The sequence below is a fragment of the Paenibacillus harenae genome, from assembly GCF_030812415.1.
In the GTDB taxonomy this organism is placed as follows: Bacteria; Bacillota; Bacilli; order Paenibacillales; family Paenibacillaceae; genus Pristimantibacillus; species Pristimantibacillus harenae_A.
In genome coordinates, this window is sequence record NZ_JAUSST010000008.1 from 283,102 (window position 1) to 296,889 (window position 13,788).

The 13,788-nt window shown below is 47.2% G+C and carries 10 protein-coding genes; 8 read left to right on the forward strand and 2 right to left on the reverse strand.

Going from position 1 to position 13,788, the window contains the following annotated elements; genetic code table 11:
* Positions 1-87: 87 nt before the first annotated feature.
* A complete protein-coding gene (locus J2T14_RS27045; RefSeq protein ID WP_307475951.1) occupies positions 88-1,137 on the reverse strand; it encodes an NAD(P)/FAD-dependent oxidoreductase in 1,050 nt (349 codons plus the stop codon).
* A gap of 369 nt (positions 1,138-1,506) precedes the next feature.
* On the opposite strand from J2T14_RS27045, the gene J2T14_RS27050 reads away from it, so the two are divergent.
* The 8 genes from J2T14_RS27050 to J2T14_RS27085 all read left to right on the forward strand — a co-directional run bounded on the left by J2T14_RS27050 (position 1,507) and on the right by J2T14_RS27085 (position 12,780).
* A complete protein-coding gene (locus tag J2T14_RS27050) occupies positions 1,507-2,172 on the forward strand; it encodes a FusB/FusC family EF-G-binding protein (protein WP_307475952.1) in 666 nt (221 codons plus the stop codon).
* A 270-nt stretch (positions 2,173-2,442) separates the two neighbouring features.
* Positions 2,443-3,438: a cell wall hydrolase gene (locus tag J2T14_RS27055; RefSeq protein ID WP_307475954.1), complete on the forward strand. Its 996-nt coding sequence runs from the start codon at positions 2,443-2,445 to the stop codon at positions 3,436-3,438.
* Positions 3,439-3,580: 142 nt separating this feature from the next.
* Complete coding sequence (locus J2T14_RS27060; RefSeq protein WP_307475955.1) at positions 3,581-4,411, forward strand: helix-turn-helix transcriptional regulator; 831 nt, start codon at positions 3,581-3,583, stop codon at positions 4,409-4,411.
* Between the two features lie 105 nt (positions 4,412-4,516).
* Complete coding sequence (locus J2T14_RS27065; RefSeq protein WP_307206242.1) at positions 4,517-5,554, forward strand: ABC transporter substrate-binding protein; 1,038 nt, start codon at positions 4,517-4,519, stop codon at positions 5,552-5,554.
* 182 nt (positions 5,555-5,736) lie between these two features.
* Positions 5,737-8,997 carry an Ig-like domain-containing protein gene (locus J2T14_RS27070; RefSeq protein ID WP_307475957.1) on the forward strand — a complete coding sequence of 1,087 codons (3,261 nt, stop codon included), beginning with the start codon at positions 5,737-5,739 and terminating at the stop codon, positions 8,995-8,997.
* 94 nt (positions 8,998-9,091) lie between these two features.
* Positions 9,092-9,421 (forward strand): hypothetical protein, encoded by a 330-nt coding sequence (locus tag J2T14_RS27075; RefSeq protein ID WP_307206240.1) that lies wholly within the window; start codon positions 9,092-9,094, stop codon positions 9,419-9,421.
* A 143-nt stretch (positions 9,422-9,564) separates the two neighbouring features.
* Positions 9,565-10,617, forward strand: a complete 1,053-nt coding sequence (locus J2T14_RS27080; protein WP_307475959.1) for a glycosyltransferase family 2 protein — start codon at positions 9,565-9,567, stop codon at positions 10,615-10,617.
* Between the two features lie 24 nt (positions 10,618-10,641).
* The gene (locus J2T14_RS27085; protein WP_307475961.1) at positions 10,642-12,780 is read left to right on the forward strand and encodes a right-handed parallel beta-helix repeat-containing protein; all 2,139 of its coding nucleotides are present in this window, start codon (positions 10,642-10,644) and stop codon (positions 12,778-12,780) included.
* 8 nt (positions 12,781-12,788) lie between these two features.
* On the opposite strand, the gene J2T14_RS27090 is transcribed toward J2T14_RS27085, so the two are convergent.
* The gene (locus J2T14_RS27090; RefSeq protein WP_307206237.1) at positions 12,789-13,652 is read right to left on the reverse strand and encodes a metallophosphoesterase; all 864 of its coding nucleotides are present in this window, start codon (positions 13,650-13,652) and stop codon (positions 12,789-12,791) included.
* Between the last annotated feature and the right edge of the window lie 136 nt (positions 13,653-13,788).

Below are 13,788 nucleotides of genomic sequence, written 5' to 3' on the forward strand. Positions count from 1 at the left end.
TCGTTATTATAGGATTTCTTAAATACAAGAAAAACGGCTTCGCGCTTTGAGTGCGAGGCCGTTTGTTTTTTTAAAAAAAGGTCATTATTAATGCTCGTCATCTTCAACCAGAACGCCAAGCTGGCGGTTCTTCTCCTTGAACTTCGCATTGTGCGAGGAGACGTAAGCGACTTTATCGGCTTGCGGGTCGATATAAACTTTGGCGCTGTTGAGTGCGTTGACGGCATCGGTGAACGTGCCGGCGATCAGATGAACTTTGCTGTCGTGTTTGACGAAGTCGCCCGCTGCGAAGACGCCGGGTATGTTCGTTTCCATGCGGTTCGACACGTTAACGTTCCAGTCGCCCATATCGAGACCCCATTCTTTAATGGGGCCAAAATTGTACCGCAGTCCGTGGTTGACGATAACCGCATCGACATCAAGACGTTGCTGCTGGCCTGTCTCCACATGACTGATAACGACCTGGTTGATGTCTTTGCCATTGGAGCTTTGCAAGGAATCAACCGCATAAGGCGTAAGGACGTTGGCGGATGAAGACTTCATCTGCCTTACGTTGCGCTCATGCCCGCCGAACTTATCTCTGCGATGCACGACAGTTAAGCTTGCTGCGATCGGCTCGATAGCGTTCGCCCAGTCTACCGCGGAGTCGCCGCCGCCGGAGATGAGCACCCGCTTGCCGCGGAAAATCTCCAACTCCTGCACCGTATAATGCAGATTGCTTACTTCAAAGCGGTCAGCGCCTTCAATCTCCAACTTGGCCATCTGAAGGATACCGTAGCCGATAGCGAGAATAACGGTCTTCGTCCAATGGCGCTCCCCAGTCCCCGATATCAAAACGATCGTTCCGTCCGCCTGGCGTTCGAAGGAGGTAATAGGTTGACCGAGCACAATGGTCGGGTCGAATGTTTTGGCTTGTTGGACGAGCTGCTCGATAAGCTTCTCGCCGAGGGTAGGCGTCATGCCGCCGACGTCCCAGATCATTTTCTCCGGATAGATCAGGATTCTGCCGCCAAGCTCCTCTCGGGCCTCGATCAATTTCGTCTTCAAATCGCGCATCCCGCTATAGAAAGCGGTATACAGGCCGGCCGGCCCGCCGCCAATAATCGTAACATCGAATAGCTCCAATTGTTCACTCATTCGTAAGTCCCTCTTCCTGTATATAATTCGCCTAGGCGACTGAAAGGCAGTAAGCAGCTATTTCCATTATATTGATAACGATTATCATCGTCAACTATGAGCGGTTATTCGTCGCTAAATTGGCACATATTGAAGCTGGAAGCGGGGCGTATTATAATAAATAATGATTGACCAAAGGAGGTCGGTAGAGATGGCAAAACACTTTGCCGGAAAAAGTAGCGACTCATGCAAAGCCTGACTTAGGGGCGATACTTTGTATGGGGTGATTCGCTAGCGTTTGAACAGATCGCCCGAGATTGCTTATATCGTTTCTAATAATGGGCTTTGCACCTTATTTGCTATCCAATCATAATAAGGGGCTGAGAAGCAATGACAACACCATTCATTAGAAACCATCAATATAACTTGATTAAGAAGCTGGTAGGCCAGCTTCAGCATGCCTGCACTACCATCGCCGACCGGAAAGTTATTGAAGCGGTCAGACAAGGCACGCTTATGAAAATAAGCGAGGCGTTTCCGGAGGCGACGGAACAACAGCGGCAAATGCTGGAGAGCGTGTCGGCGATGCAGAGAACGGAGCAATTCCAGTCTTATTTGCACGAGCTTGAGGCTTATGTAGAGAGCTTCTCGCAAGTAACGGATCAGCAAATGAAGAAGCTGTATCCGAAGGTGAAGAAGCTGAAGGCGCCTGATCTGGCTGCCATCGATCGCCGCCGTATGACGTATCTTGGCTGGACGGATATTGCCTCGAATCGTATGTACCTTGTATCTGAGCTGGATGGCAAGCTTGTTGGCGTCGAAGGGAGATTCACGCCGACGAACAAGAAGAGCGTATGCTTCCTATGCAATCGGCATGAGGAAGTGGCGTTATTCACGGCCGTAACGAAGTCGAAGCCGGCTAACGCTCCGGCAGACTACTATAAGGCGATTGGCAACTATTTATGCGCGAGCAGCGAGGCATGCAACAGGAGCATAACGGATACTGCGGCGCTGGAGAAATTTGTCCGAGGCGTAGTAGGCGAAGATAGATCGTAACATGCTCCAACACGAAAAAAGCTGATGTGGATGCTCATCCATGTCAGCTTTTTGTTCAAAGGAGCGATCCGATTCCCTGTCGGCAAGCGTTGCTTCACGATTCCGAGTCGCCGAAAACGACCAAAAAGGAGCAGAAAAAGGCGGAAAATAATAATTAAATATTTTAATTCTGTGAAAACCCTAATCCTACGGGCCATGTAAGCGTGCTATAATCTTGCGAGTAGACGTAAGTCGGAATACGACCTAAATCTTATTATGCAGGAGGTACTCATGGTCAAAGAAGGAAAGCCGATAAGCAGGCTGACGGTCGTCATGGTGTTGACGATGCTGCTGCTCTGTATCGGGCCGCTATCCTCTGTATCCGCGCAAGCTGGTACGGTTGTGGAAGGCGTAACGATTAAGCTGGATGGCGAGATTATGAAGTTGACCGATCCGGTTCGAATGCAGGATGGAAGGCTTTATGTTCCTGTATCCCGTGTAGCTGGCTTGCTAGGCGCGAGTGTAAGCTGGGACAATGACAACGAGGAAGCAACGATACATACAGTATTGAAGGACAAAATCGTATTCGGCATAGGCGTACCTGTCGTTTATTTCAATGGCGGCCGCTACTTGATGGATGCCGCTCCGTTCATGGCGGAAGGCAGAATTTACGTTCCGCTGCGCCATGCTGCCGAGTTGATGCACGCTAAGGTGAACTGGAATGCGGAAGAATCTATTCTGGACTTGGTTACGGTTCAGCCGGCCATCACGACGGAAGAGTACGGACTTGATGAGATTAGCAAGGAAATCGGCGGCACCAATGCGGAGCTGTTGAAGCGCAATGGGCTGGATGCCAAAGCCGCTCTTCAGGCGGGAACGAAGCTGAAGGTGGTCGTGCCTTCGGTTCTGGATACTCCCGCTAAGCCGTATACGGAAGCGGACTTGATGCTGCTGGCCAAGATTACGATGGTTGAAGCAGGCTATGAGCCTTATGAAGGTCAGCTTGGCATCGCCAACATTATTTTGAACCGAGTCAAGGACAGCCGGTTCCCGGACACGATTAAGGGCGTTATCTATTCCGGCAAGCAATTCCCGCCGGCGCACAATGGCCTGCTTGACAAGAGCAAGCCTAATGCAAGCTCGTTGCGTGCAGCGAAGGACGCCTTGAACGGGAAGAACAACATTAAGAATGCGGTATACTTCTTTAATCCGAAGGTTTCCAAGGGCGAGTTCTGGTCCAGTCTCGACGTTGTCGTAACGATTGCGCACCATAGCTTCGCGAAATAATACGGATGAAGGAAAGCCCGTTATGACGAGTGAGTCATGGCGGGCTTTTTTCGTATGTAGAAGAGTCGCTACCGACGTTGAGTCATACACCGTTCTACAGTAAAATGAATCATAATCATTCATGATGCGGGAGGGCGCTTGTATGGACAGCAAATACGAAGATCTGGCCGCTTATTTCGTGCAGACGCCAATTGATCTGTTCGGTGTATACCGGACGATGCTGGGCGAAGGACCTCACAGGGGCCATAAGCACGAGCCTACGAAGAAATGCGCTCTTCTTGTCGCGCTTCGCGGCGAGGCGGAGTTCGCTTATGACGGCATAAGCTATATGCTTCATCCGGGCAAAGCGTTCTTGGGCGGGTATAATCGGCGTATGGAGATTATCGTGCATTCGCAGGAGTTCGAATATTTTCTCGTCCATTATATGCCAGCCGCTCCGGGACATGCCGTCCCAGCTTTGATGTTCGAGGTGAACGAGCTTCATATCGAGATGGATGCTGCGCTGTTGCAGATGATTGAGCAGCTGCGGAAGCTATCTACGGGGCTTGGCAATATCGAGCTGCTGGAGAAGAAGACGCTCTTCTATCGGTTGGTCAACAAAGCGCTTCTGTTCGAGCGATACCAGCAAAACAGCGACAGCCAGCCGATGATGGAAGGTACGATCGAATATATCCGCCGTCATTATATGGAACCGATCACGTTAGAGAGTCTGGCGGGCCAGCAAGGACTTAAGGCCAAATACTTCTCGTACCTGTTTCGCAAATACACGGGCATTGGCCCGATCGATTATTTAATCAAGTACCGGATGAATGTTGCCCACGAGCTTCTGATGAATGAGCCGTTCTCTGTGCGCGATATAGCACGAAGCGTTGGTTATGCCGATGCCTATTACTTTAGCAGATTGTTCAAGAAGCATTACGGTCTTTCTCCGACGGAGGTAAAACGTCAAGAGAGCAGAAATAATCCATCCTAGGTTCGGGAAATCGTCTATTTGAAAAGCGATACCGGGATGATATTATTAACGATGATAATGAGAATCGCTATCAACGATAGATGAGATCCGAAAGGGAGATTGAAAATGACGAAACGAAATTTGCCGCTGCTGACAGCGTGTTTGATTTTATTAATCGCGATGGTAGTCGGCGCATGCTCGAATGCAGCCGATTCGAACAATGAAGGCGGCAATGCAACGAATGCGCCGAGCGAAGCGACGAACAGCCCATCGAATGAGGGAACGGGAAACGCCGACAAGGCTGCTTTTCCAAGAACGGTCGATAGCGCCGGCGGCGAGAAAGTAACGATCGATGCGCAGCCGAAGAGAGTCGCGCTCGTCCATTGGGGCTTGACGCAGGAACTGATGAACTTCGATCTGGACTCGATCGCGATTACGCTGCCTTTCACGGAGAAGCAGTCGTTCCTTGGTACCGAGGTATACAAGCCGTATGTCGCGCAATACGATGACGTCGTTGTCGTGGGCGAGAATACGCAGGTGAATCTGGAGGCGTTGCTGCAATATGATCCGGATGTGATCTTGGCCGGCAGCGCAACGAATAAGGACATCGCCGATCAACTGAAGCAGATTGCTCCGACGGTCTTCATCGATGAAGAGCAGACGAATGTGTGGACCGATTGGCAGGGCGTGATGACGCAGTTCGGCGCTATCTTCGGTCTGGAGGATAACGTAAAGACTAAGATTGACGAGGCTTCCGCTCAAGTCGAGCAGGCGAAGCAGCAATTGAGCGGCGTAGAAGGTAAGGTTGCGTATCTACAAGTACGCGATAAGTCGATCTGGCTGCAAGGCACGGCTTATTCGGGCGATTACTACGAGCCGCTTGGCTTGACGCCGCCGAAGGAAGCGGAGGGCGAGGGCGTCGAGCTGACTCTGGAAGGGCTTAGCGCGATTAATCCGGATCATATTTTCCTAGGCTATTTCAACTACAACGATAAATCGTTAGCCGCGCTCTCCGACGAGTGGGAACAGAGCGAAGTGTGGAAGAAGCTGAAAGCCGTTCAGTCGAATCAAGTGTACGCGATCGACGGCGAGCTTGCCTTCGGTTATGGCCCGATCAGCCGAATCAATGGTACGGACGCGATTGTCGCGGCATTGAAGAAGTAAGTAAGCAGCATGTGCATAGGAGAGCGCCAGCGGGAGAAGAGTTAAACTTCTCGTGCCGGCGCTCTTTTGTTATAAGGGAGTAATAAACAAACACAAGAGGAATATACTTCGTAATGTGCAAAATTCGCTTCACGCCTATATGCATTCATCTAGACGAATGATTAATGAGAGGATGAATGATTTTGAATAATGAACTATCATTAGAAGGCTGGGTCGTATCCAACAAAACGCAAAGGGGGATCTACAACAACCAGACGATATATTACAAAGGGGATATCGTTCAGGATAACGAAAGCCATTTTCGAAGCCTAACAGATGCTAACAGCGGAAATCCTACCTCCGACGCCAGCTCATGGGAAGCATATGTCCCTGATATCGAAACAAGCATCATTAACGATGAAGATGAGAATAGTTTCGTTACTACCTTATCGGCAAATAAGATTAAAGCTCTCATCACACAGATGATCTCTAACATACCCGCGATGAGCTTAGATGGTCTGTCCGACGTGGATACGTCCTCCTATGATCCAGTCGAAGGTGATGTCATCACCTTCCATGAGGGGAGATGGATTCCTGCCTCATTTATTAATAAAATAAACCTTCCCGATAATATAACGAATCTGCAAGTCGTCGAAGTCACAGAGACATCGGCAGCCATACAGTGGACGCTGAACGGTAAGGGCGACAGCTTCGATATTTATATTAACAATGAATTTAGCAAAAATATTCCTAATTCCCCTTTCGTTATCGATCAACTGCAGGCTGAAACCAATTACGATTTTACAGTGAAAACCAAAAACGCATATGGAACCTCCGAAGGCGTAAGCATCTCCGTAACGACTCTTCCTTCATCAAACCAACAAGACGACAGCTTAGTATTCCATCTTGATTTTTCCAAGTATGCCGGCAGTACGGCCAATACAGTGAATGATTCCGTAAAAAATACGCCCTGCACGCTCCACAATGTCCAGCATGACGGGGTAAATGACGGGTGGTTAGACCATAGAGGGTTAACGTTAGGCGTCAACGGATACGTGAGTATCCCACCGAGCGCGGACATTTTCAACAATGCAGTGGATCTTAACGAGAATGGCGTAACCTTTGAATTTGTTGCCTATGAAACGTTAGGCGTATTGTTTCGATCGGAAGCAATGAATTTATTAGCCTACTTAGCAGCTAATCCGAATACAAGGATCGGGTACATGAATACAGCCGGCAGCGAACAAATAGGCACTGGCGGTTATTCTTGGTTCGTTCATCTAAACGGCAACCGAACAGCCACGGATACGTTGCACGGGTCCCATGAGCTAAACGTCGTTTCCGTTCGTATCTATCCGGATGGACAGTTCGACATGGCGATAAACGGTAAAATGAGCTTGAACAAAAATAAACTAAGCAATTTTTCCGAGCATCTTCCCTTTCTGAAGATGAGTCCGTTACATATACGCAGAAACAGTCTTGGATTGAATAAATCGGCGACAACGATCAGATCGTTTTCTATTTACAATAAAGCGCTTTCGGACGAGGTACTATTAAATCAATATAACTCGATCAAAACCGGCGAGCCGCTATCCACTGTTACGGTTTACCCGTCGGAGGTTACTTTAGGATCGGGAGAAAATCAGGTTTTAGCCGTTGTTGCGAGTCCATCCAGATACACGGCTTTGGTGAATAACCAATTCGAGAGCGGCAATGAAGGTTATGCAGCTGTAGATAATGATGGTTTATTGACGGGCTTGCATGAGGGCGAAACGTTAATTTCGGTTACTTCAACCTACCAGGACAAAACATTCGTCAACTATGTGCCTGTTAAGGTCGGCACCTCCATAGTCAAGCCTCCGACATCTATCAGACAAGTAACAGGGATCTCGATCAATCGAAAGCCGGAAACATTGGAAATCGGACAAAGCTTCGCAGCGATGGCCACAACTCTGCCTTTCGACGTGTATGATGATAATATTGTCATATGGACCTCTTCGAATCCGGAAGTATGCAGCGTGAATTTTGGCGTATTGAAAGGAATATCCGCCGGCGAAGTTACCATTACCGCTTCCGATGGATCAGAGACCTATTCGCGGAGTTTTACCGTAACTGTCGTGCAGCCGGAAGTGCGTGTAATTAGCGATGAAGAGATCTATAACGTGCCGCTTGCAGTCTATGCGATTAATCCCGACAATGCAGATGCTTTAAATACGACAAATGGCATTCGGAAAGCTTTGGATTATGCATCCTCTACAGGCTATAAGAAAATCGTTTTTCCGTTAGGCACTTATTTAATTACTCCTGAAGCCGGGACGATCTTCGTTCCGACGGAGATGGTCATTGATTTTAGCGACTCGGTCATCCATATTGAACCCAGTTCGCTGACGGCTGCAGGGTATACCATGTTCAGATTCGACCGTGTGTCCTATACGAAGATCATTAATGCTAAGTTTTACGGCGAAGCCGACTCTGCGGCCGTCTCAGGCAGTTCGGAGAAATGCATTACCTTCATTATTAGCGATGCGTATCGCTCCGGATTGGAAAACTGTACGATAAGCAAATCCCCGGGCTTCAATATCGCTACCCATGTGGAAAGAGGGACGGATGAGCAGCGGCGCCATCCGAGTGTCTCTAATTTCGAGGCAGGAAGTATCGATGAGGAAACAGGGTTAAACGATAACAGCAGCACGAAGAACTGTTTTAGAAATATCACCTATTTACATGTTAGTGAGCTTGGCGGTCATTTCATGTTAGGCTATACGCAAGGTTACTTCAATTACCCCTACTTGCGTTCCAGACTCTACAGTATATTTTTTTATGATCGAAACTATCGTTTTATCCAATCGCAAATGTACAATCTGCAGTATTACAATTATGAAAAACCGACAAACGCTTATTACGCTAAAATCGTGATATATCAGGAGTCTGCTCCGACCAATGAAGATAACGACTTTAAAGCGGTGGCCATGTTGAGGACGATGATTATGCCCACTGACTGCTTTATTAGAAACTGTGTTATTGAAGATAATTATAGCTGCGGTATCGCCTTAACGGGTGGGCAAGGCTGGGTCATCGAGAACAATAGATTCAATCGGAATGGCAAAAGAATGCCGTCTTGCGACATCGATTGGGAGGATGGATGGGAAGCCTCTGTAGGCGATATTTGCAGAAACAACACATTTAATTCTCCAAGCGGCGTTATTATTAGCGGAGGATCCAGCATCGCTTTGTATAGCAATACCTTCAATGAATCCAATCTTCACATATGGGCCCGCTCTGCTAACTTCAGGGTGTACAATAATATCTTCAACGGCAAAGGCGCAAATCGGAATTTGTCCTTATCGTGTCAGGCAGAATCCTACTTCTCCAAAAATGTCTTAAGCGGAGTCGCATACACGACTGCGATCAACCATCCGGAAGGAAATTATCGCGTTCGGGATACTGGGAATACGTTGATCTAAATGTATTTACAAGATTATTACTTTAGTATACTATTGGTAACAAAGACCATATAGGTCTTTGTTACCACTTGCGGTAGAGGGGGGACCTATTAATATGTCCAAGTATCATAAGATACTCATCTCACTCATCTTATGCAGCGCAATCCTGTTTCCTACTTCGGCATACGCATCTTCGGGCGACGATCATTCGAGATCGAATAATGGTTTTTTCAGCTCGGTTTCGACGATGTTCTCATCTTATTTTGGCAACAGCAACGATAAAGGGAACAATAAAGACAAAGACAACAATCATTATGATGATGATAAAAACAAAAATGATTTTTGGGATTGGCTAACCGGCAAAGACAAATGGTCCGATAAGGACGAATGGGGTGACCATAAGGGCGACTCCCGTTCGAATTGGTGGTATTACTATTGTTATTAAGCAGTTGCAAGAGGAATTCGGAATGACCGAGTTCCTTTTTTTATTTGATCGAACAATGTATATCCGTCATTCTTTTGCATCGGAGCGAGTCATGGGTTAGAATCTTTATAGTTTTACCGTAGCATGGATTAGGAGGCTCCTCGGTGTGTAAAGTAAGTGTCATCGTTCCGATATATAATGCAGAGAGATATATAAACAAATGCATTAAATCCATTTTAGGTCAGACATTTACTGATTTCGAACTCATCCTCGTGAATGATGGCTCAACGGACAAGAGCCTGAATTTGTGCCTTGCATTTAAGGGGCAAGATCATCGGATTACGGTGATTGACAAACAAAACGAAGGCAGCGTGAGAACTAGAAACAAAGGGCTTGCCGCTGCTCGGTCCGACTACGTCCTATTCGTAGACGTAGACGATTGGATCGCTGTCGATATGATTGAAGTTTTGTACAACCATGCGATTAGGGACCATGCCGACATCACCGTTTGCAACAGGTACAAGGTGCTGGGCAGGAATTCTCTTATTAAGAGATCGGGGAAAAGCAAATACTTCGATGAACCCAAGCTTTATACAGGGGGAGAAGTGCGGACGGAACTTGTTACGGCCTATCTGTTCGGTCATCCTTTCCCGTCGGCGCTATCGGCAAAGTTGTACAAGAGAGAGTTGTTTGCCAATACGGGAAAGTATGTGGAGCGGATTCACTTCTTAGGCGATGACTTGTTTTACAATATCGAGTTATTCCTGAAGGCGGAGCGCGTCAAAATTATTCCCACTCCTCTGTACTATTACAGAATAGGGGGATTTTCCAGCAAATATATGCCTTATTTATTCGAAGACGCCGTAAACGGGTACGAGATACAAAAAGAAGTGATCGAGGAGTACTTTCTTGATTCCAGAGACGAGCAGTATATCGGAATCAGCCTGATGCTGCTTAATACTTTGAAAACATGCTTGAAAAACCTATTCAGCAGCAACATGTCGGAACTGAACATAAAGAAAATGATTGAATCGTATGTTGAGAATTATAATGTAAATGAATGCATAAAAAACAGCGGATCTCATTCGTATTTTCCGGATTCATATTTACAAGCGATCGAGCATAAGGATATCGAGTATTTGTTCAAACTGGGAAGAAATGAGTATATAAAGGGGATTCCGAAAAAATATCTTTACGACGTTATCGGTTATTTGTAGATGAATGAGGAGAGTGCGTAGAGCATGTGGAAACGCTATAGTAGATTAGCGATCGCGATTGCATTACTGATGTCCATACAGATTGCATTGCCGCCGGGTATAGGATCCTTGAAGAAAGAAGCGGCTGCCGAGTCCGAGCTGCATGTATTCAAATTGTCCGATTGGGGGATCTACAATGACGGCACCCATCCCGCCGAGACGACGAAAGGGATCAATCGGGCGCTTCAATGGGCGAGCCAAAAGGGAATTAAGGCTGTCTCTCTTCCTGCCGGCACCTATCTGATTGCCAAAGAGAGCCGGATTAATATGGTAAGCAATATGCTCTTTGAATTGCCGGGCGATGCGATCCTCCAGAAGGAAACGAACGGCAAAGAAAATTATTCGTTATTATACATAGGTCATGGCATCCATGATGTAACGATCAGAGGCGGCGTATACCAGGGAGACAGAGAGACGCACGACTATACGAAGAAGGATCATCAGCACAGTGCGGGAACGCACGAGGGCGGACATGGCATTTTGCTGGAGGGTGCTTCGAATGTGACGATTGAAGGAGTGAAAGTGACCCACTTCACCGGAGATGGTCTCGTCATTGGCGGATACGGGAAGATGATTACCGATTTATATGAGAAAAACTTTGTCTCTGGCGCCATAGACAATGCGGGCCGACAAGTAAAAAATAGCAACAAAATCATTACCAAAGCAGCGTTGAACTTCGAGAATCCTATTTTTGCGAATGACAGGTCTTTCGAATTATCGAATATCAAGGGATTATCCAACCAGTTCGAGGTTTATTTCTATTCCGCGGATGGCAAGTTTATTTCCAAGACGGCTGCCAAGGTTAGGGATACCGTTCAGCCCCCCGCTAAAACTGCGAAGTTTTATCTCGTGTTTGACAAGCCTAAGGCAATGAAAGGGATTTACCTGGAATTTTGGAAGCGTACGGTCAGCCAGAAGGTTGCGGTAAACAATTCGGAATTTGCATTTAATCGCCGCCAGGGCATAACGGTTGGCGGAGCCGATCAAGTGACCATTACAGGCAACAGCATTCATGATATGAAAGGGATTGCCCCTCAATCCGGAATTGACCTGGAAGGCGGATATGACTTCAACGGATTTCTGAATAGCAATGTTTCGATTATTAAGAACGAATTTTATAACAATGCCGTCTACGACGTTATTTTATTCGATGGCCGAGGCGCTCTTGTGGAGGATAACCATCTTGCTTCGAAAGGAGCGATTGGCGTGGCTGTTTCGGACCCGTTCTCAGGTGCTCAGATCATCAACAATCATTTTGACGGAACGCGAATTTTTGTGGAAAACGATGCCAAAGTGATCGGGAATAGGATGAATGATTCCTACACTTATTTTCAGGGGCCTAATATTACGGTAAAAGATATGGAGTTAATCGATTCCTTGTTTGTGGTAAGCTCGAAAATTCGGAATGGGGTCAGCGTGACGGATGTGACCATTACAAGCAATGGGGCAACGGACTCTGGTTTGTCCGTGTGGGGAGAACCGATTACACTGAAAAACATAACGATCGTCGGCAAGCCGACCTTGCGGGCGGTGACAGGCGGAGGCAAAGGCGGCAGTACGTTTGATAATTTGAAAGTCATGGGGTTCAATTCGAATTACGGACTTACTCTCCCTCCAGGGACGTATAATAATTGTCAGATCGAAGGTGCCGAGGGAGGGAAATTCGGGGCGGTTTCTGCTAATTTGGCAGGGAAATATGTATTTGATGGCTGTACTTTCAAATCCGCATCGACGGTATCTACCTTATTTCTCGGCGAGCATCCGAAACTGGACCTTACCATTAAAAACTCGAAATTCGAGGTAACGGGCAACTCGCAGGCGATCAGCATTCAATCCGCATCCAACTTCTTGCTGGAGAACAATGTGATTTCGGCGAATAAGATCACCTCGAAGGAAACGGAAATCATCAAGCTGAACGATTTCTGGAAACGAAAAGAGAAATACGATATTTTAAAGGCTGTCATAAGAGGCAACACCATCACGGCAAACATGAAAGCGATCGGCGTTTCCACGGTGAACGCAGGGGTTGGAGCACCGTCGTACCGCATTGAGAAAAACAATTTCAACAATGTCACTTATGCATTGAAAGCAAATGACGTAGCAAGCGGCAACCGTCTGAAGTAAACGGCTGCTTAGGATCGTTGAAGCGTGATGACAGTGATCTCGGGGCGGCACATGAAGCGGATCGGGTGAACGGAATGGCCGATCCCGCGATTCGTATACAATAGCAGCTTTCCTTCACCAAGCGTATATAAGCCGCTCGGATACTTCATGGCCAACTCCGGAACGATTAAGTGACCGATGAAAGGCAAACGCACTTGTCCCCCGTGACTATGGCCGGATAGCTGCAGGTCGACGGAATAAAGAATGGTATGATCGGCTAAGTCGGGTTCATGGGCAAGCATGATCGTAAATAAATTCGCATTCGCATGCCCAAGCGCGGCTTCGAAGTCGGATTGCCCGAAGAAAATGTCGTCGACGCCTGCCATTTGAATCTGCTGCCCTTCATGATTTATGACGGCCGAACGGTTAGTAAGCATCGTAAAGCCGCCTCTTGTGAGCACTTTGTCAACGGAAGCGGCACCGGTAATATGATCATGGTTGCCTAGCACGGCCCATTTTCCAAGCGGTACCTGCAAACGATCAAGCATGGCTGCGCAGGCTTCCCCGCTGGATCCGACCTCGGTGTCATAGAGATCCCCAGTGAAGCATAGAATATCAGGTCTTAGATTTTGCAGAGTATCTATCAATTTCTCGAAGCGTTCCAAGCCAAAATGAAAATCAAGATGAACGTCGCTGAACAGCACGATTCTTTTTCCTGCAAAGGAGTCAGGCAAGCGCTCGAAGGACAATGTTTGATTAACGATTTGAATGAGCTTTGGCTCCAAAAATCGGGAATAAGCATAGCCGCCCGCAGAAGCGGTAAGCAAGCCTCCTAGAATTCTGCCGCTATTCTGAATAAAGCTTCGTCTTGTCAGAAGTTTTCTTGATTTCATATCTACTCCGTTCCTGATTTACAATTTTCTATCATTATATCAATCGGCTTATTAAACGAACAAGTGGCAAGGATATGCCTGTTAGATAGGGGCATTATCGATGATGCGGCGATGGATTATCAGGTTGACACGTTCT

Coding starts and splice junctions, on each gene's coding strand:
- J2T14_RS27045 (WP_307475951.1), bottom strand. CDS start 1,137: ATGAGTGAACAATTGGAGCTATTCGATGTTACGATTATTGGCGGCGGG.
- J2T14_RS27050 (WP_307475952.1), top strand. CDS start 1,507: ATGACAACACCATTCATTAGAAACCATCAATATAACTTGATTAAGAAG.
- J2T14_RS27055 (WP_307475954.1), top strand. CDS start 2,443: ATGGTCAAAGAAGGAAAGCCGATAAGCAGGCTGACGGTCGTCATGGTG.
- J2T14_RS27060 (WP_307475955.1), top strand. CDS start 3,581: ATGGACAGCAAATACGAAGATCTGGCCGCTTATTTCGTGCAGACGCCA.
- J2T14_RS27065 (WP_307206242.1), top strand. CDS start 4,517: ATGACGAAACGAAATTTGCCGCTGCTGACAGCGTGTTTGATTTTATTA.
- J2T14_RS27075 (WP_307206240.1), top strand. CDS start 9,092: ATGTCCAAGTATCATAAGATACTCATCTCACTCATCTTATGCAGCGCA.
- J2T14_RS27085 (WP_307475961.1), top strand. CDS start 10,642: ATGTGGAAACGCTATAGTAGATTAGCGATCGCGATTGCATTACTGATG.
- J2T14_RS27090 (WP_307206237.1), bottom strand. CDS start 13,652: ATGAAATCAAGAAAACTTCTGACAAGACGAAGCTTTATTCAGAATAGC.